This window comes from Streptomyces sp. NPDC020996 (assembly GCF_040641355.1).
GTDB lineage: Bacteria > Actinomycetota > Actinomycetes > Streptomycetales > Streptomycetaceae > Streptomyces.
Genome location: NZ_JBFADM010000042.1, coordinates 19,089 through 40,277, shown reverse-complemented (window position 1 = coordinate 40,277; position 21,189 = coordinate 19,089). Strand labels below are relative to the sequence as shown.

Below are 21,189 nucleotides of genomic sequence, written 5' to 3'. Positions count from 1 at the left end.
GCGCGCACACCCGCTGTCGCCCCCACCCGCCCCCCCCCGCCAGCCGCCCGACGAGGGGCCCGACGCGCCCTGGGAGGAAGCCTCCCGCGGCATCGACTGGGAGGCGCTCGGCGAGATCCGGCAGGCCGGGTTCGGCCTGATGGAGGCCTTCGGCCAGGTCTGGAAGACCGGTACCAAGGAACAGCGCGACAAGGCGCTGACCGTCATCAACGAAGCCCGCAAGAAGCTGTACCTGATCCTCGCCGACGAGGACTGACGGCGGCGCGCCGCCGCGTGCGGGGCGCCCCGTGGAGCGATCCGCGGGGCGCCTTCTCGCGTGTACGGTCCCCGGTCCTCAGGTCAGCAGTCCGTCCAGCCTGCGCAGCGACTCGTTCAGCGCGGTCGTGGCCGAGTCCTTGAGCCTGGCCGCCATCAGCGACACCGCGGCGCCCGTGAACTCCCCGTCGATCCGGACCGTCGTGGCGTCGCCGTCGGGCGTCAGCGTGTAGCGCGTGGCGAGGTTCACGGCCATCGGGCCCTTGCCGCGGATGGCGAGCACCCGGGCCGGCTCCACCTCCTCGACGGTCCACTCCACCTCGGCCGGGAACCCCATGAGCTTCATGTTCTCCTGGAACGTCCCGCCGGCCGCGAGCTCGGCGGGGCCGCCCGCGGGGAAGCTCGTGTGGGTCGCGTTCCACTCGCCGTAGGCGGACCAGTCCGTCAGTCGCGCCCACACCTTCTCCGCGGGGGCCCCGATCCGTGCCTCCGCGCTGACCTCGGCCATGCGACCACCTCTTCGTGTCGGGCTGTGGTGTCGCGGAACGTAGCCGCAGGCGCCGCAACATTCAATACTGATGAACTGTCAGATCTCGGCGTGCCGCGGCCTGATCTCATCCGTGAGGAGGAGATTTCGGGCCATGGAGTCCACTCCCCGTTGGACGCGGAAATGGTTCCGCCCGGCGATGACCGCAGGGGCCGGGACTGATGGGGTAGGAGACGTGCAACCCCGTATCCCGAGGCAGTCGGCGGACGAGCCGCGCCCAGGCCCTCGTGCCGACGGCGATGCCGGACCCAGTGACGAATTGGCGGCGGTGGTCTCCGGCGCCCGGCGGCGGGCGGTGCGGGACGGGGACCGGCAGATAGACACCGCACACCTGCTGCACTCGCTCCTCGAACAGGACCCCGAGGCGCGGGGCGTCTTCGGCGACGGGACCGGACTCGCGCGGCTGCTCGGTTACCTCGTGCAGCGCAGCATCGGCTACGGCCTGCGCTGGCAGGGCTCGGTGGAGGACTCCGGCGCGATGCCTCCGACGCCGGAGGCGGAGGGGTACTCGCCGCTGGCCGCGCGGGCGATGGAGCACGCCCGCGAGCGCGCCGCCGGCCGGGGCGCCGGACCGGCCCGCGGTATCGACCTGCTCGCGGCAATCGTGGCGGAGCCGCAGGCCCGCGCCGTGGAAGTGCTCGGCCGCGCCGGCCTCGCGGTCGAGGCCGTGCTCGCCCGGATCGAGGAGCTGTCGGCGCAGTCGGGATCGTCCAGCCGCTGAGACAGGTGTCATCGAGGGTGACGCTCATGTCGTCCCCTGTCATCATGTGCCCGTGCATACGTCTGAGAGCAGTCAGGGCAGCCGCGGCAGGGGCGTCGGGCTCGGCCTCGCGCTGGGGTCCGCGGTGGCGTTCGGCGGGTCCGGAGTCGCGGCGAAGCCGCTGATCGAGGCGGGACTGGAGCCGCTGCACGTGGTGTGGCTGCGGGTGGCGGGCGCCGCCCTGGTCATGCTGCCGGTCGCGGTACGCCACCGCGCGCTGCCGCGCCGCCGCCCCGCGCTGCTCGCCGGGTTCGGACTGCTGGCCGTGGCCGGGGTCCAGGCCTGCTATTTCGCCTCGATCTCCCGTATCCCGGTCGGGGTCGCGCTGCTCGTCGAGTACCTCGCGCCCGCCCTGGTCCTCGGCTGGGTGCGGTTCGTGCAGCGGCGGCCGGTGACGCGGGCCGCCGCGCTCGGGGTGGTCCTCGCGGTCGGCGGTCTCGCCTGCGTGGTCGAGGTCTGGTCGGGCCTGAGCTTCGACGCCCTCGGCCTAGTCCTCGCGCTCGGCGCCGCCTGCTGCCAGGTCGGCTACTTCGTCCTGTCGGACCAGGGCAGCGACGCCGGCGACGACGCCCCGGACCCGCTCGGCGTCATCGCCTACGGCCTGCTCACCGGCGCCGCCGTCCTCACCGTCGTCGCCCGCCCCTGGGACATGGACTGGTCGGTGCTGGCCGGCACCGCCGACATGAACGGCACCCCCGTCGCGGCCGGCCTGCTGCTGGCCTGGATCGTGCTCGTCGCCACCGTCCTCGCCTACGTCACCGGGGTGCTGTCGGTGCGCCGGCTCTCGCCGCAGGTCGCGGGGGTCGTGGCGTGCCTGGAGGCGGTCATCGCGACCGTCCTGGCCTGGGTGCTGCTCGGTGAGCACCTCTCCGCGCCGCAGATCGTCGGCGGGGCGGTCGTCCTGGTCGGCGCCTTCATCGCCCAGTCGTCGGCACCCGCCCGGGGATCCGCCGAGCCGGTGGCGAGCGGCGGTCTCGAAGCCGACGTGGCGGCCCGCCGCAGCGCCGCCTAGTACGGGCCCTATGCTGTCGCTCATGCATGCGAACGCGCTCGTCCTGCCCCCTCCCGCCGTCTGAGGCGGGCCCCAGGTCGGACACGCCCGGCACGGCGCCGGGCCGGTCGCTGCTGCCCGCAGAAGCAGTCCACGGTCCCGCTGACCCGGGACCTCCCCACGCACTTCTGCGGAGAACACTCGTGTCGAACGCTGATCACGGCCTGCCCGTCGGGCGAGGCCTGCTCTACCTGATCGTCGCCGGTTTCGCCTGGGGCACCGCGGGCGCGGCCGCCTCCCTGGTCTACCGGACCGGTGACATGGGCCCCGTCGCCCTCTCCTTCTGGCGGTGCGCGCTGGGTCTCGTCCTGCTGCTGGCCGCCGGCCGGCTGCGCCCGCGCGTCCGGCCCGCCGTCCGTGAGCCGTTCGCCCGCAGGGCCGTGCGGGCCGGCCTCACGGGCGTCGGGCTCGCGGTGTTCCAGACCGCCTACTTCGCCGCCGTGGCCGCGACCGGCCTGGCGGTGGCCACCGTCGTCACCCTGGGTGCCGGGCCGGTGTTCATCGCGCTCGGCGCCCGGCTGACCCTGGGCGAGCGGCTCGGACGGGGCGGCGTGGCGGCCGTCGCCGGCGCGCTGGCCGGGCTGGGCGTGCTCGTGCTCGGCAGCGGCGGCGCGACCGTACGGCCGTGGGGCGTGCTGCTGGCGCTCGCGTCCGCGGCCGGGTACTCCGTGATGACCCTGCTGACCCGCTGGTGGGGCCGCGGCGGCGGGACGGACGCCGCCGAGACGTCCGTGGGGGCGTTCGCGGTCACCAGTCTGTGCCTGCTGCCGTTCGCCCTGGCCGAGGGGCTGCTTCCGCACACCCCCGACCCCGTCCGGCTGGTCTGGCTGCTGGCCTACATCGCGGCCGTCCCCACGGCGCTCGCCTACGCGCTGTACTTCGCCGGCGCCGCCGTCGTCCGGTCGGCCACCGTGTCGGTGATCATGCTGCTGGAGCCGGTGAGCGCGGCGGTCCTGGCGATCGCCCTGCTCGGTGAACGGCTCACCGCGGCGACCCTGGTGGGCACGCTGCTCATGCTCGGGTCGGTGACGGGACTGGCCGCGGCGGAGGCGAGGACGCCGGCTCTCGCGTGACGGGCGAGGACGCCGGCTCTCGCGTGACGGGTGCGGCTCAGCGGACCGCCCGCCAGGTCCCCCGCCTGCGCAGCTGGTGCTCCCGGGCCGCCGCGTCCCGGGGGCCGCCACGGGCCGCGAGCCCCGCCACGATCCGGTCCTGCACCTCCCGCGGCCGGTGACCGGCGTACTTGAACTTCGCCCGGACGCCGGTCACCTCCAGCCGCAGGCCCCGGATGCCCGCGAGCATCCTGCCGTACGGCTCCTCGCCCACCGCGGCAAGGGCGGAGCCGCCCTCCGGCTGGAAGTGGCCGACCTGGCGGTTGAGCAGGCCGGCCTTCTCGGCCGGATCGTCCACGATCCGGGCCGTGCAGCGGAGCTGGACGGCGGCGTAGAAGCTGGTCGGGGTGCCGTGTTCGGCGGGGCCGTCCGGCTCCGCCTGCCAGGGACCGGGGACGAACACGTAGTCGTCGACCACGCTCAGCAGCACCTCCGGGTCCGCCTCCAGCGCGGGCCACAGCGGATTCGGCCGGGCCAGGTGCGTGACGACCTCGCCGTGCTCGCCGCGTCCGGCGTCGTAGACGAAGTGCAGGGGCTGGACGTGGGGCGGCTCGCCGGGCAGGCCGTTGACGGCGAGCTGCCCGAAGTCGTGGACGGCGAGCCACTGCCGCCATTCGGCGTCGTCGTGGGGCGCGTCCCAGGGATGAACCAGCATCACGGCACCGCCAGGTAGTCCGGAAGGCCGGTGCCGGGCGCCAGCAGGTCGTCGGCGACCGGGGTCTCGTAGCCCTTGCGCAGCGGGACGACGCCGGCCCAGTGGGGGAGGGCCAGGTCCTCCGGCTCGTCGTTCACGCCGCCCGTGCGGACCTTCGCGGAGACCTCGTCCAGGTCGAGGCGGAGCACGGCGGTGGCGGCCAGCTCCTTCTTGTTCGCGGGCCGGGAGTCGGCCGCCCGGCCCGGTACGACGTGGTCGACGAGCGCGTCCAGGGCGGCCCGCTTCTCCTGCGGGTCCGTCACGTCGTGGGCGACGCCGTGCACCACCACGGAGCGGTAGTTCACCGAGTGGTGGAAGGCGGAGCGGGCCAGGATCAACGCGTCCACGTGCGTGACCGTCAGGCACACCGGCAGCCCCGCGTCGGCCTGCCCGGTCATCCGCAGCGGGCGCGAGCCCGTCGAGCCGTGCACGTAGAGCCGCTCGCCGACCCGGCCGTACAGGGTGGGCAGCACCACGGGCGCGCCGTCGCGCACGAAGCCGAGGTGGCAGACGTAGCCCTCGTCGAGTATCGCGTGCACCAGCTCCCTGTCGTACGACGCGCGCTCCGCGGAGCGGGTGGGGACGGTGCGGTCGGTCGGTGTGTAGGCGGCGGGCGGCGTCGGGTGCTGGGTCCCCTGCATGGCGGTCTCCGTCGGTCCTCGGGTGATCCGGTTGCGGCCGATATTGCACTAGTGCATAATCTGCTTTGTGCTAGGAGAATATCGGATCGAGGGGCGGCGTGCGGCGGACATCGCGGCGAGCGTCGAACGCGCGGTGGGCTCCGGCGCGCTGGAACCTGGTCAACTGCTCCCGCCCATGCGGGAGTTGGCGGTGCGGCTGGGGGTGAACCCGAACACCGTCGCGGCCGCCTACCGCACCCTGCGGGAACGCGGGGTCATCGAGACGTCGGGGCGCCGGGGCAGCCGGGTCCGGTCCAAGCCGGCCACCACCGGACGCGACCACATCCGGGTGGACGTGCCCGAAGGTGTACGGGACGTGGCGAACGGCAACCCGGATCCGGCGCTGCTGCCGTCCCTGGCGGAGGCGTTCGCGGCCGCGGCGCGGCAGGGCGACCGGGAGCCGGTGCTGTACGGCGACGCCCTGGTGGAGCCGGAGCTGGCACGCCTGGCGCGCGCCGGACTGGACGCCGACGGGGTGCCGGACGGACCCCTCGCCGTCGTCTCCGGTTCGCTCGACGCCGTCGAGCGCGTGCTCGCGGCGCACCTCAAGCCCGGGGACACCGTCGCCGTGGAGGATCCGGGATGGGGCAGCCTCCTCGACCTCGTCCCGGCGCTCGGCCTGCGTACGGCGCCCGTAGGCGTCGACGACGAGGGACCGCTGCCGGACGACGTACGGCGGGTTCTGGAGTCGGGGGCGCGTGCCCTGATCGTCACCGACCGCGCGCAGAACCCGACCGGCGCCGCGGTGAGCGCCACCCGCGCGCGTGCCCTGCGCGCGGTGCTGCGGGACCGTCCCGACGTCCTGCTGATCGAGGACGACCACGGCCACGGCATCGTGGACCTGCCCCTGCACCCGCTGGCCGGCGCCACCCGCGCCTGGGCCTTCGTGCGCTCGGTCGCCAAGGCGTACGGCCCCGACCTGCGGCTCGCCGTGCTCACCGGTGACACCGTCACCGTCGACCGGGTCACCGGCCGGCACCGGCTCGGGCCCGGCTGGGTCAGCCGCCTCGTCCAGCGCGCCGTCGTGCGGCTGTGGACCGACGGCTCACCGGACCGGCATGCCGTCGCCGCGGCGTACCGCGGGCGGCGGGACCTGCTGATCGGCGCCCTCGCGGAGCGCGGCGTGCCGGCCCACGGGCGCAGCGGCCTGAACGTCTGGGTCCCGGTGCCGGACGAGACCGGTGCCGTCGCCCGCCTGCTGCACGCCGGCTGGGCGGTGGCCCCGGGAGCCCGCTTCCGGATGGACGCGCCACCCGGCATCCGGATCACCGTCTCGACCCTGGCGGACGGCGAGACCGCGGACCTGGCGGCCGCGATCGCCGCCGCGGTGAGCCCGGCCGCGGGGCGCGGGTACGTGTGAGTGGCCCCGCTCCCGGCGGACGGTCAGGACCTGGCCGCCGGCTCCGCCGGCTCCGCCGGCTCTGTCGGCCGGAGAGCGGATCGGGCCGGCGTCGTGTCGGCCTTCCGGGGCCCCGGTCTCGGCCCGGCCTGGGTCAGGGCCGCCCCGGCCAGGACGACCAGGGCGCCGACCGGGGTCGACCAGCTCAGTGACTCGCCGAGGATCGCCACTCCGGCGGCCGTGGCGATGACCGGGATGAAGTAGGTGACCATCTGGGCCGTCGTCGGCCCGACCTCGGAGACCAGGCCGTACTGGATGAGGACGGCCACGCCCGTGCCGAGCGCCCCGAGGGCGGCGACCGCGAGCAGCGGAACGGGGGAGAGCGCGGCCGGGAACGATGTGAACAGCGGCGTGACGACGGCCAGTTGCAGCGTCGCGAGCAGCAACTGGGCGCCGGTCAGGGACAGGTTGGAGTGACCGGCGCCGGCCAGGGCGCGGCGGACGTAGATCCAGCCGACGGGGTAGCTCAGCGAGGCCAGCAGCGCCATCGCCGTGCCCGTCGCGTCCAGGCCGTGGAAGCCCTGCCAGGCGCCGAGGACCGTCAGGACGCCGAGGAACCCGATGCCCAGTCCGGCGACCCGCAGCCGGGTCGGCCGGTCCTCGGAGAGAGCGACCAGGGACAGGGCCATGCCCCACAGCGGCGAGGTGGCGTTGCAGATGCCGGCCAGCGTCGACGGGATGGTCAGCTCCGAGTACGCGAACAGGGAGAACGGCAGCGCGTTGAGCAGAAACGCGGCCACCGTCAGATGCCCCCAGGTCCGCGCGCCCCGCGGCAGCCGCTCCCGCTTGGCCGCCATCGCCGCCGCCAGCACCGCCGTCCCGAACACCAGCCGCCCGAGCGTCACCTGGAAGGGCGCGTACGCCGCCGTGCCGACCTTGATGAGCAGGAAGCTGAAGCCCCAGATCAGGGAGAGGGCGCCGAAGCGCAGACGCCAGTCGAGGGCGCGGCGGCGGCCGGCCGGCCCGGCGGCGGTGACGGTGCTGACGGTGGTCATGACCGCCACCCTGCCGCCCGCCGATGTGTTAGCACAATCGAGATTTCCCGCCAGGTGTCTCGTAGCATCGCTTACATGTTGAACCTGGAGCGCCTGCGCACCCTCGACGCCCTCGCCCGGCACGGCTCGGTCAGCGGCGCGGCCGAGGGCCTGCACGTGACGACGTCGGCCGTCTCGCAGCAGATGGCCAAGCTGGAGCGGGAGGTGGGCCAGCGGCTCCTGGCCAGGAACGGCCGGGGCGTCCGGCTCACGGACGCCGGCCGGCTGCTCGCCGAGCACGCGGCGCGCATCCTGTCGCAGGTCGCGCTCGCCCAGTCCGACCTGGAGGCGCAGCGCGGGCAGGTGGTCGGCGAACTGCGGCTGGCCGCGTTCCCCACCGCCCTGCGGGGGCTGTTCCCGGCCGCGCTCGCCGCGCTGCGGAACGACCACCCGGCGCTGCGGGTGCGCTCGCGGGAGGTGGCGCCGGAGGAAGGCGTGCGGGCGGTGCTCCGGGGCGACGCCGACCTCGCCGTCGTCCTCGACTGGTACAACAAGCCGCTGCCCATGCCCGACGGACTCGCCAAGGCCCCGATCCTCGACGACCCCGTGGAGGTCGCCATGACCGAGGACCACCCGCTCGCCGGCCGGGACGAGGTCGACCTGGACGACTTCGCGGACGACGAGTGGGTCGCCTGGCCCGAGGGCGAGTTCTGCCACGAGTGGCTGCTCTACACGCTGCGCACCAAGGGCATCGAACCCCGTATCGCCCACTGCGCCGAGGAACACCACACCCAGCTCGCGCTGGTCGCCGCCGGGCTGGGCGTCTGCGTAGCGCCCCGGCTCGGCCGGGACCCGATGCCGGCCGGTGTGCGCGCCGTGCCCGTGCGGCACCGAGTCCACCGGTACGTCTACGCCGTCTGGCGCGCGGACGCCGACCGCCGCCCGTCGATCCGCGCGGCGGTCCGGGCGTTGCAGGACGCGGCGCCGAAGGCGCGGTGAACCACGGGCGCCGGGGCGGTCGGCGGACGGCGGTCGGCGGACGGCGTGCGGCGGCGTGAGCTACCGCGACCCCAGCTTGCGGAAGTCCCAGGACACGGTCTTCGCGGGCGTCAGCCGCACCCAGGCGTGCCGGCCGTCGTGCGGCATCTCCTCCATGCCGAAGTTCTTGCGGGCGAACAGCGTCTCCGGCACGTCCAGTTCGGCGCACAGCTCACCCGTGCGCGGGATCTCGCCCACGAACTCCACGGACCCGGACAGCTCCACGCCCCGCAGCTCGTCGTACTCCTCGCCGGTGTCGACCACGATCGCGACGCGCGGATCGCGGCGCAGATCGCTCCAGCGCTTGCTGCGCACCACCGAGTACAGCCACACCGACGTGCCGTCCCAGGCGAACCACAGGGTGCTCACGTGCGGAGCGCCGTCCGCCGAGACGGTGGCGACCCGGCAGGTGCGCTGGGTGGTGAGGAACTCGTCCAGCTCGCCGGACGTCATCATGATCTTCCGGCCCCGGCGCTGCGTGACGGTCATGCGGACACCTCTTCTCTCACGTCGTACCGGAGGAACCCGGCTGATCCTCTGACATCACGTCAGAAGAGGATGAGCGGTCTTCCCTCCGTGCGCAATGCTGACTAGTCTCGCCCGCTCCCAGCCGTCGGTGATCAGGGGGACCCGTGCCGTCCTATGAACAGCTCAGCGAACTCCTCGATCCGGCGACCACCGTGCTGCTCACCGTGGAGTGCCAGCAGGGCGTCGTCGGCCCCGACAGCGCCCTGCCCGAACTCGCCCGGGAGGCACGCGCCTCCGGCGCCCTCGCCAACGTCGCCCGGCTGGTGGCCGCCGCGCACACCGCCGGGGTCCAGGTCGTCCACGCGATCGCCGAACGCCGCCCCGACGGCCGGGGCGCGAACCGCAACGCCCGCCTCTTCCGCGCCGCCGAAAGGCTCCCCGTCCAGCAGCTGTCCGGCACCACCGCGGTCCGCGTCGCCGCCCCGATCGAGGTCACCGAGGAGGACTTCGTCGTACGGCGGCTGCACGGGCTGTCCCCGATCCAGGGCACCGACGTCGACGCCCTGCTGCGCAACCTCGGCTGCCGCACGCTGGTCGTCACCGGCGTCTCCGCCAACGTGGCGATCCCCAACGCCGTCTTCGACGCCGTCAACCTCGGCTACACCGCCGTCGTGCCCCGCGACGCCATCGCGGGGGTGCCCTCCGACTACACCCCCGCGATGATCCGCCACACCCTCGCCCTGGTCGCCACGATCGTCACCACGGACGAGGTGCTGGGCTGTTTCCGCGGGCCCCGGCGCCGCCGGATCACCCCAGCGTGATCGAGTCCCCGCTGACGGTGATCTGCTCGGCGGGCAGCGCCTGGGTCGCCGGCCCCTTCTTCACACTGCCGTCGGCGACGGAGAACTCGCTCTTGTGACACGGGCACACGATGACGCCGTCGGCGATGCTGCTCACCGCGCAGCCCTGGTGCGTGCACTTGGCCGAGAACGCCTTGAAGGTGCCGGCCGCGGGCTGGGTGACCACCACCCCCTGGTCCTTGAAGATCTTCCCGCCGCCCTCGGGGATGTCCGCGGTCTTCGCCAGGACGGTCCCGCCGGAGCCGGACGCGGAGCCCGACGCCGAGCCGCCGCCCGCGTCGCCGCCGGTGGTGTTCGCACCGGCCTGGGTGCCGGACGAGCCCGAGGAGCTCGACGCGTCGTCGTCCGACCCGCACGCGGTCAACGCGACGGCGAGTCCCGCCGCGCCCACCGCCGCCACGACGGTACGCCGGGCGGGTCCCGGAACGGGATGGAGCGGTTCGCTGGTCATGCTGACGGTCCCTTCACGCGACTTCGTGATCCGCACAGGGGTACGGCCCAAGGGCGGGGGTTGTTCAGACCGGCGCCGAGATCGGGACCGTCGCCTCGCCGTCGGCCAGTAACCTGGGACGATGCTCAAGGAAGTCAGCGCGACCCGTTACATCACACCGTTGCGTGAGGGCGGTTCGCTGCCGGGGCTCGTCGAAGCGGACGACTTCGGGACGTACGTCATGAAGTTCACCGGCGCCGGGCAGGGCCGCAAGACGCTGGTCGCCGAGGTCGTCTGCGGCGAACTCGCCCGCAGGCTGGGCCTGCGCACGCCCCGCCTGGTGACGATCTCCCTCGACCCGGTGCTGGGGCTCGGCGAGCCCGAACAGCAGGTGCAGGACCTGCTGCGCTCCAGCGGCGGCACCAACCTCGGCATGGACTTCCTCTCCGGCGCCCTGGGGTTCGACCCGCTCGCCTTCGCCGTCAGCGCCGAGGAGGCCGGACGGATCGTCTGGTTCGACGCGCTGGTGAACAACGTCGACCGCTCCTGGCGCAACCCCAACCTGCTGATGCGGCACGGCGAACTGTGGCTCATCGACCACGGCGCCACCATGATCTGGCACCACAACTGGCCCGCCGCCGACGCCTCCGCGGCCCGCCCCTACGACGCCTGCGACCACGCGCTCGCCCGCTTCCGCCCTGATGTCGCGGGCGCCGCCGCCGACCTGGCCCCCCGCGTCACCGAGGACCTGCTGGCCGAGGTGACCGCGGAGATCCCGGACGTCTGGCTGGCCGACGAGCCCGGCTTCGCCACCCCCGACGACCTCAGACGGGCCTACGCGCGGCCCCTGCTCGCCCGGGCCGCCGTCGTCCACGAGCGCGTGACCGGCATCGAGGAGGGCAAGTGAGCGAGCGGCACATCCACATGGCCGGTCACGTGACCGAGCGCCACATCACCCGGGCCGGGCAGGGCGGCGACCGTGACGTCTTCGAGTACGCCCTGCTGCGCGTCGTCCCCCGCGTCGAGCGCGGCGAGTGCATCAACGCCGGGGTGCTCGTGTACTGCCGGGCCCGCTCCTACGTCGGCGCCCGCACCCATCTGGACGAAGCGAGGCTGCTCGCGCTCGACCCGGACGCCGACGTGGCCGGCGTCCGGGCGGCCCTGCGGGCGGTGGAGCGCGTGTGCGGCGGCGGCGACGCGGCGGGGCAGGCCGCGGGCGACGACGCCGGACGGCGCTTCCGCTGGCTGATCGCGCCGCGTTCCACGGTCGTCCAGCCCGGACCGGTGCACACTGGGCTCACCGCCGATCCGGCGGCGGAGGCGGAGCGGTTGCTCGAGCTGCTGGTGAGGTAATGGATCACACCCGCCTCGTGTGGCGTTGACACCGAGTGCCAGGGCTTCTAGCGTCACGTCTGCCGAAGGTACTAAGCGGTCGCTCACCAAGCGGGCGTACTTTCTCAAGGGCGAGGAGAAGCAGCAATGTCCACCACTGAGCAGCGGGTCGCCGTGGTCACCGGCGGAGCGCGCGGCATCGGGGCCGCCACCGCCGTACGACTGGCCGCCGAGGGTCGCGCGGTCGCCGTGATCGACCTCGACGAGGCCGCCTGCAAGGACACCGTGGAGAAGATCACCGCGGCGGGCGGCAGGGCGATCGCCGTCGGCTGCGACGTCTCCGACGAGGCGCAGGTCGAGGCGGCCGTCGCCCGCATCGCCGAGGAGCTCGGCGCGCCGACGATCCTCGTCAACAACGCCGGTGTGCTGCGCGACAACCTGCTGTTCAAGATGAGCGTCTCGGACTGGGACACCGTCATGAACGTGCACCTGCGCGGCGCCTTCCTGATGTCCCGGGCGTGCCAGAAGCACATGGTCGACGCGAACTTCGGACGCATCGTCAACCTGTCGTCGTCGTCCGCGCTCGGCAACCGCGGCCAGGTCAACTACTCCGCCGCCAAGGCCGGTCTGCAGGGCTTCACCAAGACCCTGGCCAAGGAGCTCGGCAAGTTCGGCATCACCGCCAACGCGGTCGCCCCCGGCTTCATCGCCACCGAGATGACCAAGGCCACCGCCGACCGCGTCGGCATGGGCTTCGAGGACTTCAAGGCCGCGGCCGCCACGCAGATCCCGGTGGCCCGGGTCGGCGAGCCGGACGACATCGCCAACGCCATCGCCTTCTTCACGGGCGAGGCGGCCGGCTTCGTCTCCGGCCAGGTGCTGTACGTGGCCGGCGGACCGCTCGACTAGGGACGAGGGAACATGACTGCTGAACTCTCCGGCAAGGTCGCCCTCGTCACGGGCGCCAGCCGCGGCATCGGTTACGGCATCGCCGAGGCGCTCGTCGCGCGCGGCGACCGCGTGTGCATCACCGGACGCAACGAGGAGGCCCTGAAGGAGGCCGTCGACAAGCTCGGCGCCGACCGGGTCATCGGCGTCGCGGGCAAGGCGCACGACCTCGACCACCAGGCCGAGGCCGTCGCGCGCACCATGGAGGCCTTCGGCCGCGTCGACTACCTGGTCAACAACGCCGGCACCAACCCGGTCTTCGGCCCGATCGCCGACCTCGACCTCGGCGTCGCGCGCAAGGTGTTCGAGACCAACGTCATCTCGGCGCTCGGCTTCGCGCAGAAGACCTGGCACGCCTGGCAGAAGGACAACGGCGGCGCCATCGTCAACATCGCCTCCGTCGCCGGCCTCGCGCCCTCGCCGTTCATCGGCGCGTACGGCGTCAGCAAGGCCGCGATGATCAACCTGACGCAGCAGCTGGCGCACGAGTTCGCGCCGAAGGTGCGGGTCAACGCGATCGCCCCGGCCGTCGTGAAGACCAAGTTCGCGGAGGCCCTGTACGAGGGCCGGGAGGCGGAGGCGGCCGCCGCCTACCCGCTGGGCCGGCTCGGCGTGCCGTCCGACATCGGCGGCGCGGCCGCGTTCCTCACCTCGGAGCAGTCCGACTGGATCACCGGTCAGACGCTCGTCGTCGACGGCGGTATCTTCCTGAACGCCGGCGTCGCCTGACGCGAGGCACCCGCGACGGGCGCCGCCGTACGAAGGCGGCGCCCGTCGCGGTGTGCCCGTCGCGGTGCGCGGAAAGATCACAAATCCCTGACAACGTCGTCAAAGCACGCTGATCAAGCAGGCCGCGGACGGGCAGGTTCAGCCGGCGTGGGGCTGCGGTATGGTCTGCCAACCCTTGGTATGGCAGATCGAGGAGCGTGCGCGTGTTCAACCGGAACCGATGCCTGCGGAAGGCGGCGGCCATCGCGTCCATGTCGTCCCTGGTGGCCGGGTGTGGCGTCCTCTCGTCGGGCTCCTCCGACGACAAGGGCCCCATCGTCGTCGGGACGACGAGTGCCCCCAGCACCCTGGACCCCGCCGCCTCCTGGGACAGTTCCTGGGAACTGTTCCGCAACATCTACCAAACGCTCCTCAACTACCCCACGGGCGCGACCACCCCGCAGCCCGACGCGGCCGAGCACTGCCGCTTCACGGACCGCTCGAACACGACGTACAGCTGCGAACTGCGTGACGGGCTGAAGTTCTCCGACGGGCACACGCTGGACGCCAAGGCGGTCAAGTACTCGATCGACCGGATCAGGACCATCAAGGTCAACGGCGGCCCCGAGGGCCTGCTGGGCAGCCTCGACCGTGTCCAGGCGCTGGGCGACAGGGAAGTAGTCTTCCACCTCAACAAGCCGGACGCGACCTTCCCGTTCGTGCTCGCCACGCCCGCCATGTCCATCGTCGACCCGGAGGAGTACCCCGCCGACTCCCTGCGCAAGGACGGCAAGGTCTTCGGCTCGGGACCGTACACCCTGCAGTCCTACCAGGACGGCCAGAAGGCCGTACTCGCCAGGAACGGCAACTACAAGGGCTACGCCGAGCGGAAGAACAGCGCGGTGACCATCCGCTACTTCCAGGACTCCGCCGAGATGGTCCGGGAACTGAGGGCCGGCAAGCTCGACGTCGCCTTCCGCGGCCTCAACGCCGACGACATAGTCAACCTGCAAAGACACAACAACGACGGCGCGCTCCAGCTCATCGACGGCGCGGGCACCGAGATCAACTACCTGGTGTTCAACCCGAAGGACTCCTGGGCCGGCAAGCTCGCCGTCCGCCAGGCCGTCGCCCAGGTCATCGACCGCGGCGCGATCGCGCACAAGGTCTACAAGGACACCGTCGAGCCGCTGTACTCCATGGTCCCCAAGGGCCTGACCGGGCACACCACCGGATTCTTCGACGACTACGGCAGCCCCAGCCCCGCGAAGGCCCGCAAGATCCTCACCGAGGCGGGCATCACCCAGCGCGTCCCGCTCACCCTCTGGTACACCACCGACCGCTACGGCTCCTCCACCAAGCTGGAGTTCGAGGAGATCAAGCGGCAGCTGGACGACTCCGGCCTGTTCACGGTCACCCTCAAGAGCCGGCCCTGGAAGACGTACGTGACCGGCTACCAGAACGGCGAGTACCCGGTGTTCGGGCGCGGCTGGTTCCCCGACTTCCCCGACCCCGACAACTTCATCGCGCCCTTCGTCGGCGCCCAGAACGCGCTCGGCACGCCCTACCCGGCCCCCGAGATCACCGGCAAGCTGCTCCCGCAGTCCCGCAGCGAGAGCAACCGGGCCGAGGTGGTCAAGGAGTTCGAGGAGGCCCAGCAGATCCTGGTGAACGACGCCCGGCTGCTGCCCATCTGGCAGGGCCGCCAGTACGTGGCCGCCAGCGACGACATCTCCGGCGCGGAGCGGGCACTCGACCCGTCGACGATCATGATGATGTGGGCGCTGTACCGCAAGACCAGCTGGTAGCGGCCGGCCGTGCGGTCGGCGGGCCGATTGTCAGTGGCCGCCTGTAGGTTCTGAGACCTGGAAACGACCGCACACCGTAAGGAAGTTGACGTGACCGACATCGCCATGCTGCCCGAGTCCTGGCGCGGCGTCCTGGGTGACGAACTGCAGCAGCCCTATTTCAAGGAGCTGACGGAGTTCGTCGAGGAGGAGCGGGCGAAGGGTCCCGTCTACCCTCCGCGGGAGGAGGTCTTCGCCGCCCTCGACGCGACGCCGTACGACGCCGTGAAGGTCCTCGTCCTGGGCCAGGACCCGTACCACGGCGAGGGCCAGGGGCACGGGCTGTGCTTCTCGGTGCGCCCCGGCGTGAAGATCCCGCCGTCGCTGCGCAACATCTACAAGGAGATGCACGAGGAACTGGGCACGCCGATCCCGGACAACGGCTATCTGATGCCGTGGGCCGAGCAGGGCGTGCTGCTGCTCAACGCGGTGCTCACGGTCCGCGGCGGCGAGGCCAACTCGCACAAGGGCCGGGGCTGGGAGAAGTTCACCGACGCGGTCATCCGCGCGGTGGCCGGCCGGCCCGACCCGGCGGTCTTCGTGCTGTGGGGCAACTACGCGCAGAAGAAGCTGCCGCTGATCGACGAGAGCCGGCACATCGTGGTCAAGGGCGCTCACCCCTCGCCGCTGTCGGCGAAGAAGTTCTTCGGCTCCCGCCCGTTCACGCAGATCAACGAGGCGGTCGCGCGGCAGGGCCACGCCCCGATCGACTGGACGATCCCCGACCTGGGCTGACCGCCGCCGGGCCGGTCCCGGGCGGAACCGGCCCGCACCCGTGGGACGGTCCCGCCCGCACCTGTGGGACGGTCCTGCCCCATGCCCGGCCGGGCACGGGGCAGGACGTGCCGCGCCGCCGATTCCGGGGCGATCCGCCGGACAGGCACTAGGGTCCTTCTGGGCCCTGGCGTCGGGGGACCGGCCACGAGCGCGCGGAGGACACGGTGGCGGAGCGACAGGAGCAGGCGGTGCCGGACGCCGTGATGACGCGGATCGGGCAGGTCGTCATGCTGCACCACGCGGGCGACCGCGAGGAGGCCCGCCACCGTTATCTGCGGCTGTGGGCGGAGATCGGCGAGGACGGCGACCCGCTGCACCGCTGCACGCTCGCGCACTACATGGCCGACGCCCAGGACGACCCCGCGGACGAGCTGGCCTGGGACCTGCGGGCGCTGACGGCCGCGGAGGAACTCAACCACGAGCGCCTCGCCGGGCACGCGGACGCGCCCGCGGTGCGGGCCCTCTACCCCTCCCTGCACCTCAACCTCGCGGCCGACTACGTCAGGCTCGGACGCGGCGGGCCGGCCCGCACCCATCTGCGCCTGGCCCGCGGGGCCGCCGAGGCGCTGGCGGACGACGGCTACGCAGAGGGCGTCCGGGCGGCGATCAGGCGGCTGGAACTGCGGTTGGAAGAGGGCGGCGCCGCTCAGTGGCCGTAGGTCCGCTCGCAGATCGCGGTCTCCGGGCTGTCCGCACGCCAGCCGCCGTACCTGCGGCCCAGGGCGCACACGTCCGCGCTCCTCACCGGGGCGGGGACGGGCGCGGCCGGAGCCTCGACGCGGGGACGTGCGGGATGCGCCGGCCCAGGGTCGGCGCGGGGAGCCGGTCGCCGCTGTGACGGCTGCCGGGCCGGCGCCGGGGCCGTCGGCTCCGGCCGCCCCGGCGCCGGCCGGGTCCGCTCCGGTGCCCGGGCCGGCCGGGACGGGGAGGTCGTCGTCAGTGCCTCCCGGGCCGGCGCCTGCACGGTCCGCGGTTCCGGGCGGGGCGCCGCGGGCGGTCCGGACGCGGGCGGGCGCTGGATCGTCACACAGCCGGCGAGAGCCGAGACGGCCACGGTGACCAGGAGCGTTGCGGTGGTCGTCGTTCGATGCACCCGCGCCACGATGTCGAAGTCCGCGCGCCCGCGGACGCCGGACCGGCCCAGGATGCCCCGCACGGGTGATCTCCGCCCCCGTACGGAGGGTCCGCACCGGCCGGGGGTGACGTCAGTCGCCGGTCGCGCCGTCGAGACGCTCGCGGATCAGGTCGGCGTGCCCGTTGTGCCGCGCGTACTCCTCGATCATGTGGGTGTAGATCCAGCGCAGGTTGTACCGCTCGCCGGTGCGCCGGTGCCGGCCCCTGGACACCTCGTCCAGGCCGAAGCCGGCCGCATGGCGCCGGGCCGCCTCGATCTCGCCCTGCCAGACGGCGTAAGCCTCCTGCCAGGTGTCCGCGTCCGTGACGTGGAAATCGCCGTCCGGGTCCTCGTCGCCGCAGTACAGCGGCCCGGCGACGTCGTCCGGCTCATCGGCCAGCATCCTGCGGAACCAGTGCCGCTCCACCTCGGCCATGTGCCGGACCAGCCCCAGCAGGGACAGCGCGGACGGCTCCACCGCGGGGGTTCTGAGCCGGGCGTCGCTCAGGCCCTCGCACTTCCACGCGAGGGTCTCCCGGTGGTAGTCCAGCCAGCCCTCCAGCATGGTGCGTTCGTCGGCGGTGGTCGCGGGTTCCCTGCGCTCGGTCGTCATGACCGGCATCCTCGCCGAACGCAGCCGACGTCACCAGGAGTTTTCGGCGCCGCGGAGGCGCGTGCGGACACCGCCGGACCCGCCGGCCCGCGGCCCCCGTATGCTTCCGGGCAGGCACCGTCGGCAACTGCGGGAGGTAGGACCGTGAAGGTCGGCTGCATCGGACTCGGCGACATCGCGCAGAAGGCCTACCTGCCCGTGCTCGGCGTGCTGCCCGGCGTGGAACTGCACGTGCAGACCCGTACGCCCGCCACGCTCGACCGGGTCGGCGACAGCCTGCACCTGCCGCCCGGGCAGCGCCACCGCGACCTCGACAGCCTGCTCGCCCAGGGCCTCGACGCCGCCTTCGTGCACGCGCCGACCGCCGCCCACCCCGAGATAGTCACCCGGCTGCTGCGGGCCGGCGTACCGGCGTACGTCGACAAGCCGCTCGCCTACGAACTGGCCGAGTCCGAGCGGCTGGTGGAGCTCGCCGAGGAGCGGAACGTCAGCCTCGCCGTCGGTTTCAACCGGCGTCACGCCCCCGCGTACGCGCAGTGCGCCGAGCACCCCCGCGATCTGATCCTGATGCAGAAGAACCGGGTCGGGCTGCCGGAGGAGCCGCGCTCGGTGATCCTCGACGACTTCATCCACGTCGTGGACACGCTGCGCTTCCTGGTGCCCGGCCCCGTCGACGACGTCGCCGTGCGCGCCCGCGTCGAGGACGGGCTGCTGCACCACGTCGTGCTGACGCTGGCCGGGGACGGCTTCACCGCGCTCGGCGTGATGAACCGGCTCAGCGGCTCGGCCGAGGAGATCCTCGAGGTGTCCGGGCAGGACACCAAGCGGCAGGTGCTCAACCTCGCCGAGGTGATCGACCACAAGGGCCAGCCCACCGTGCGGCGGCGCGGCGACTGGGTGCCGGTGGCCCGGCAGCGCGGCATCGAGCAGGCCGTGCTCGCCTTCCTCGACGCGGTGCGTGCGGGCAAGGTGCTCAGTGCCCGTGACGCGCTGGAGACTCACGCACTGTGCGAGCGGGTGGTACACGCGGTGCGGGAGCGGAGCGCCTGAGCCGGATGCCGCGCAGGCCCTCGGCGGCGCACCAGACGGCCAGCACCAGGATCGCGCCGCGTACCGCCCAGTCGCCGTGGCGGGCGTACGGGGTGACGCCGTGCGCCAGCGGCACGTCGTACACGTGCGTGGTGTGGGCGCCGGTGCCCAGCCACGGGCCGATGCGCTGCCCGCTCGGCCCGTAGACGGCGGAGACGCCCGTCAGGGTGGCGTGCACCATCGGGCGGCCGGTCTCCGCGGCGCGCAGCGCGGCCAGCGAGGCGTGCTGCTCGGGGGCCCAGCTGTGCTGGAACGTCGATGTCGCCGACTGCGCGACGAGCACCTCGGCGCCGTCCCGGACGAGGTGGCGGCTCATGTCGGGGAACGCGGACTCGAAGCAGACCATCGGACCGACGCGCAGCCCGTGCCCGACGTTCATCACGACCTGCTCGGTGCCGCGCCTGCGGTCCTCGCCCGCCGCCTTGCCCACGGAGGTCGCCCAGCCGAGCAGGGAACGGGCGGGGATGTACTCGCCGAACGGCACCAGCCGCATCTTGTCGTAGCGCCGGCCGGTGAGGCCGTCCGGGCCGACGAGCACCGAGCTCTTGTAGATGCCGGGCTTGTCGGAGCGGCGGGCGTCCACGTTGACCAGGATGTCGGCGCCGGTCTCGCGGGCCAGCGCGGTGATCCTGCGCGTCAGGTCGGGCCGGGCGGCGAGGTCGTGGCCGACGCTGCTCTCGCCCCACACGATCAGGTCGACGTCCTGTCCGGCGAGCCGGCGGGTGAGCTGTTCCTCGCGCGCGAAGCGCCGGTCGGCGCCGTCGACGACGCCGGGCTGGACGACGGCTATCCGGACCCGGCCGTCGGTGCGGGGGCGCGGCGACCACACCCAGGCCGCGGAGGCCGCCACGGCGGTCGCGAGGAGACCGGCCACCGCGGGCACCCGCGACGCGCGGACCGACACGAGCACGGCGACCGCGACGTTCACGGCCACCACCAGGTAGCTGAGCAGCCACACCCCGCCGACCGACGCCAGCCGCAGCGCCGGCGTCACCTGCCACTGACTCGAACCGAGCATGCCCCACGGCCCGCCCAGTCCCTGCCAGGAGCGGACCAGCTCGACCATCAGCCAGCCCGCCGGCAGCACCAGCAGGGCGGCCGACGCCCGGGCCGGACCGGGCGCCCCGCCCAGGAGCCGGTGCACCAGCCAGCCCCAGGGCGCCCACAGGGCCCCCAGCAGCAGGGCGATCAGGAAGATGAAGACGTGCAGGCTCGGCAGCAGCCAGTGGTGCACGGCCACCAGGAAGCCGAACCCGCCCCACCAACCGTCCCAGGCCGCGCGCCGCCCGGTCGGCGCGGACCGGACGAGCACGATCCACGGGACCAGGGCCACGTAGGCGAACCACCACAGCGAGGGGGCGGGGAACGCGAACAGCGGCAGCGCGCCGGCCAGCGCGGCGATCACCGAACGGCGCCAGGGGGAGGTCCGCCAAGGAGAGGTCTGCCATCGACCGAAGATCTTCATATGGCGCCTCTCTACCCAGTGACGACTCCAGTGTGCGTGCATCCGATGATCTGTGACAGGGGACATCCGGCTCAGTCGGCGGTCCCGGCAGCCGCGGGCCGCGCGGGCAGGCGGCGCCACTTCTCCCGCACGACCACCTCGGTCAGCCGCCAGCCGTCGGAGGTACGCAGCAGCGCGAAGTCGTACCGGCCGCCGCACACCAGGTCGGGTGCGGAGGGACCCTCGCCGTCCGCCGTGAACCGCATCGGGTTGACGTAGTCGGCCCGCACCCGGGCCGTGTCGCCGGCGTCCTGCTCCAGGACCCCGAAGCGCACCCGGCGGTTGACGATCAGATGCTGCCGCATCGGGAACAGCCGCATGCTCTCCGCGAGCCATTCGGCGACCGTCCCCGCGTCCCCCTCGACACCGCCGGCCGAGCGGTAGTCCGCCCGCCCGCCGGGTGCGAACAGCTTCCGGTACGCCGCCCAGTCACCGTCGTCCACGGCCCCCGCGTAGTCGGTGACCAGTTCGTCCACGGCCACCCGGTCCAGTAAGGCTGCGAGCTCCACACGCTGCGTCATCGCCTCAGTGTTGAGCACATCGGGCCCCGGGCCAAGCGGGACGGCGACATTTCGGCGACGGGACGAGGTACGACGTCACCCCGGTCCCGACGCGGTGTACCGGCCGCCGCCGCTCGCGTCGGGCGTGGGCGGATCGGCCAGGAGCCGTTCGAAGGCGGTGGGCCGGGGGCGGGCGGTCAGGAACTCCTTGATGCGTGCGGCGCATTCGCCGGGCGTGCGGCGGCTGGTGTCGCACTCCACGTCGTGGACGCCGTGCGCGTGCACCTGCTGCAACTGGCGGGCGGCGAGGCCGGGCGGCCGGTCGCCGCGGGCGCGCTCGCGGCGCTCCAACTCCTCGGCCGGACAGTGCACGTTGACCAGAACCACGTCCTGCGGCACCAGCACCGACAGGCAGTCCCGCAGCCGCCACTCGGCGCTGAGCACATGGTCCATGACGACGTTGTCGCCGGCGGCGGCTTCCCGGCGGCG

At 73.3% G+C, this 21,189-nt stretch carries 23 protein-coding genes and 2 pseudogenes; 15 read left to right on the top strand and 10 right to left on the bottom strand.

Annotated elements, in window-relative coordinates; translation table 11 throughout:
* Nucleotides 1–256 (top strand): annotated as a pseudogene (locus tag AB0G63_RS25915) (hypothetical protein); the annotation flags it as partial.
* A 78-nt stretch (nt 257–334) separates the two neighbouring features.
* On the opposite strand, the gene AB0G63_RS25910 reads toward AB0G63_RS25915, so the two are convergent.
* Complete coding sequence (locus AB0G63_RS25910; RefSeq protein ID WP_360754581.1) at nt 335–763, bottom strand: SRPBCC family protein; 429 nt, start codon at nt 761–763, stop codon at nt 335–337.
* Between the two features lie 214 nt (nt 764–977).
* On the opposite strand from AB0G63_RS25910, the gene AB0G63_RS25905 reads away from it, so the two are divergent.
* From AB0G63_RS25905 to AB0G63_RS25895, 3 genes are all read left to right on the top strand, one after another.
* Nucleotides 978–1,523, top strand: coding sequence for a Clp protease N-terminal domain-containing protein (locus AB0G63_RS25905; protein ID WP_360754578.1), 546 nt, complete (start codon nt 978–980; stop codon nt 1,521–1,523).
* A 46-nt stretch (nt 1,524–1,569) separates the two neighbouring features.
* A complete protein-coding gene (locus AB0G63_RS25900; RefSeq protein WP_360754575.1) occupies nt 1,570–2,574 on the top strand; it encodes an EamA family transporter in 1,005 nt (334 codons plus the stop codon).
* A 182-nt stretch (nt 2,575–2,756) separates the two neighbouring features.
* The gene (locus tag AB0G63_RS25895; protein WP_360754572.1) at nt 2,757–3,686 is read left to right on the top strand and encodes an EamA family transporter; all 930 of its coding nucleotides are present in this window, start codon (nt 2,757–2,759) and stop codon (nt 3,684–3,686) included.
* A gap of 37 nt (nt 3,687–3,723) precedes the next feature.
* Here AB0G63_RS25895 and AB0G63_RS25890 read toward each other — a convergent pair whose 3' ends face one another.
* Nucleotides 3,724–4,380: an FMN-binding negative transcriptional regulator gene (locus AB0G63_RS25890; RefSeq protein ID WP_360754569.1), complete on the bottom strand. Its 657-nt coding sequence runs from the start codon at nt 4,378–4,380 to the stop codon at nt 3,724–3,726.
* Nucleotides 4,380–5,060 carry a pyridoxamine 5'-phosphate oxidase family protein gene (locus AB0G63_RS25885; RefSeq protein ID WP_360754566.1) on the bottom strand — a complete coding sequence of 227 codons (681 nt, stop codon included), beginning with the start codon at nt 5,058–5,060 and terminating at the stop codon, nt 4,380–4,382. Before AB0G63_RS25885 ends, AB0G63_RS25890 begins: the two co-directional genes overlap by 1 nt.
* Nucleotides 5,061–5,127: 67 nt before the next feature.
* Here AB0G63_RS25885 and AB0G63_RS25880 point away from each other — a divergent pair, with 67 nt between their 5' ends.
* Nucleotides 5,128–6,459 (top strand): aminotransferase class I/II-fold pyridoxal phosphate-dependent enzyme, encoded by a 1,332-nt coding sequence (locus AB0G63_RS25880; RefSeq protein ID WP_360754563.1) that lies wholly within the window; start codon nt 5,128–5,130, stop codon nt 6,457–6,459.
* A gap of 23 nt (nt 6,460–6,482) precedes the next feature.
* Here AB0G63_RS25880 and AB0G63_RS25875 read toward each other — a convergent pair whose 3' ends face one another.
* A complete protein-coding gene (locus AB0G63_RS25875; protein WP_360754560.1) occupies nt 6,483–7,493 on the bottom strand; it encodes a DMT family transporter in 1,011 nt (336 codons plus the stop codon).
* A gap of 75 nt (nt 7,494–7,568) precedes the next feature.
* Between AB0G63_RS25875 and AB0G63_RS25870 the strand changes: the two genes are divergently transcribed.
* Nucleotides 7,569–8,471 carry a LysR family transcriptional regulator gene (locus tag AB0G63_RS25870; RefSeq protein ID WP_360754557.1) on the top strand — a complete coding sequence of 301 codons (903 nt, stop codon included), beginning with the start codon at nt 7,569–7,571 and terminating at the stop codon, nt 8,469–8,471.
* A gap of 60 nt (nt 8,472–8,531) precedes the next feature.
* On the opposite strand, the gene AB0G63_RS25865 is transcribed toward AB0G63_RS25870, so the two are convergent.
* Nucleotides 8,532–8,999: a pyridoxamine 5'-phosphate oxidase family protein gene (locus AB0G63_RS25865; RefSeq protein WP_360754554.1), complete on the bottom strand. Its 468-nt coding sequence runs from the start codon at nt 8,997–8,999 to the stop codon at nt 8,532–8,534.
* A gap of 143 nt (nt 9,000–9,142) precedes the next feature.
* On the opposite strand from AB0G63_RS25865, the gene AB0G63_RS25860 reads away from it, so the two are divergent.
* Nucleotides 9,143–9,799 (top strand): cysteine hydrolase, encoded by a 657-nt coding sequence (locus AB0G63_RS25860; protein ID WP_360754552.1) that lies wholly within the window; start codon nt 9,143–9,145, stop codon nt 9,797–9,799.
* On the opposite strand, the gene AB0G63_RS25855 is transcribed toward AB0G63_RS25860, so the two are convergent.
* The gene (locus AB0G63_RS25855; RefSeq protein ID WP_360754549.1) at nt 9,786–10,289 is read right to left on the bottom strand and encodes a Rieske (2Fe-2S) protein; all 504 of its coding nucleotides are present in this window, start codon (nt 10,287–10,289) and stop codon (nt 9,786–9,788) included. The genes AB0G63_RS25860 and AB0G63_RS25855 overlap by 14 nt on opposite strands.
* A 121-nt stretch (nt 10,290–10,410) precedes the next feature.
* Here AB0G63_RS25855 and AB0G63_RS25850 point away from each other — a divergent pair, with 121 nt between their 5' ends.
* The 7 genes from AB0G63_RS25850 to AB0G63_RS25820 all read left to right on the top strand — a co-directional run bounded on the left by AB0G63_RS25850 (nt 10,411) and on the right by AB0G63_RS25820 (nt 16,539).
* A complete protein-coding gene (locus AB0G63_RS25850) occupies nt 10,411–11,175 on the top strand; it encodes a HipA family kinase (protein ID WP_360754547.1) in 765 nt (254 codons plus the stop codon).
* Nucleotides 11,172–11,621, top strand: a complete 450-nt coding sequence (locus AB0G63_RS25845) for a DUF3037 domain-containing protein (RefSeq protein ID WP_360754545.1) — start codon at nt 11,172–11,174, stop codon at nt 11,619–11,621. Before AB0G63_RS25850 ends, AB0G63_RS25845 begins: the two co-directional genes overlap by 4 nt.
* A gap of 126 nt (nt 11,622–11,747) precedes the next feature.
* Nucleotides 11,748–12,509, top strand: coding sequence for a 3-oxoacyl-ACP reductase FabG (gene fabG, locus AB0G63_RS25840; protein WP_360754542.1), 762 nt, complete (start codon nt 11,748–11,750; stop codon nt 12,507–12,509).
* A gap of 12 nt (nt 12,510–12,521) precedes the next feature.
* Nucleotides 12,522–13,277 (top strand): SDR family oxidoreductase, encoded by a 756-nt coding sequence (locus AB0G63_RS25835; RefSeq protein ID WP_360754539.1) that lies wholly within the window; start codon nt 12,522–12,524, stop codon nt 13,275–13,277.
* Between the two features lie 203 nt (nt 13,278–13,480).
* Nucleotides 13,481–15,064 carry an ABC transporter substrate-binding protein gene (locus AB0G63_RS25830; RefSeq protein ID WP_360754537.1) on the top strand — a complete coding sequence of 528 codons (1,584 nt, stop codon included), beginning with the start codon at nt 13,481–13,483 and terminating at the stop codon, nt 15,062–15,064.
* Nucleotides 15,065–15,154: 90 nt separating this feature from the next.
* Complete coding sequence (gene ung, locus AB0G63_RS25825) at nt 15,155–15,838, top strand: uracil-DNA glycosylase (RefSeq protein ID WP_360754535.1); 684 nt, start codon at nt 15,155–15,157, stop codon at nt 15,836–15,838.
* Nucleotides 15,839–16,044: 206 nt separating this feature from the next.
* On the top strand, nt 16,045–16,539 hold the full coding sequence (locus AB0G63_RS25820) for a hypothetical protein (RefSeq protein WP_360754532.1): 495 nt from the start codon (nt 16,045–16,047) through the stop codon (nt 16,537–16,539).
* Between the two features lie 546 nt (nt 16,540–17,085).
* Here AB0G63_RS25820 and AB0G63_RS25815 read toward each other — a convergent pair.
* Entirely contained in the window at nt 17,086–17,607 is a 522-nt protein-coding gene (locus AB0G63_RS25815) for a DinB family protein (RefSeq protein WP_360754529.1), read from the bottom strand.
* Nucleotides 17,608–17,751: 144 nt separating this feature from the next.
* On the opposite strand from AB0G63_RS25815, the gene AB0G63_RS25810 reads away from it, so the two are divergent.
* Nucleotides 17,752–18,657 carry a Gfo/Idh/MocA family oxidoreductase gene (locus tag AB0G63_RS25810; protein ID WP_360754526.1) on the top strand — a complete coding sequence of 302 codons (906 nt, stop codon included), beginning with the start codon at nt 17,752–17,754 and terminating at the stop codon, nt 18,655–18,657.
* On the opposite strand, the gene lnt is transcribed toward AB0G63_RS25810, so the two are convergent.
* From lnt to AB0G63_RS25795, 3 genes and pseudogenes are all read right to left on the bottom strand, one after another.
* Nucleotides 18,581–20,161, bottom strand: a complete 1,581-nt coding sequence (gene lnt / locus AB0G63_RS25805; RefSeq protein ID WP_360754523.1) for an apolipoprotein N-acyltransferase — start codon at nt 20,159–20,161, stop codon at nt 18,581–18,583. The genes AB0G63_RS25810 and lnt overlap by 77 nt on opposite strands.
* Nucleotides 20,162–20,232: 71 nt before the next feature.
* Nucleotides 20,233–20,721, bottom strand: a complete 489-nt coding sequence (locus tag AB0G63_RS25800; RefSeq protein ID WP_360754520.1) for a nuclear transport factor 2 family protein — start codon at nt 20,719–20,721, stop codon at nt 20,233–20,235.
* 75 nt (nt 20,722–20,796) lie between these two features.
* A pseudogene (locus tag AB0G63_RS25795) lies at nt 20,797–21,177 on the bottom strand (chloramphenicol phosphotransferase); the annotation flags it as partial.
* Between the last annotated feature and the right edge of the window lie 12 nt (nt 21,178–21,189).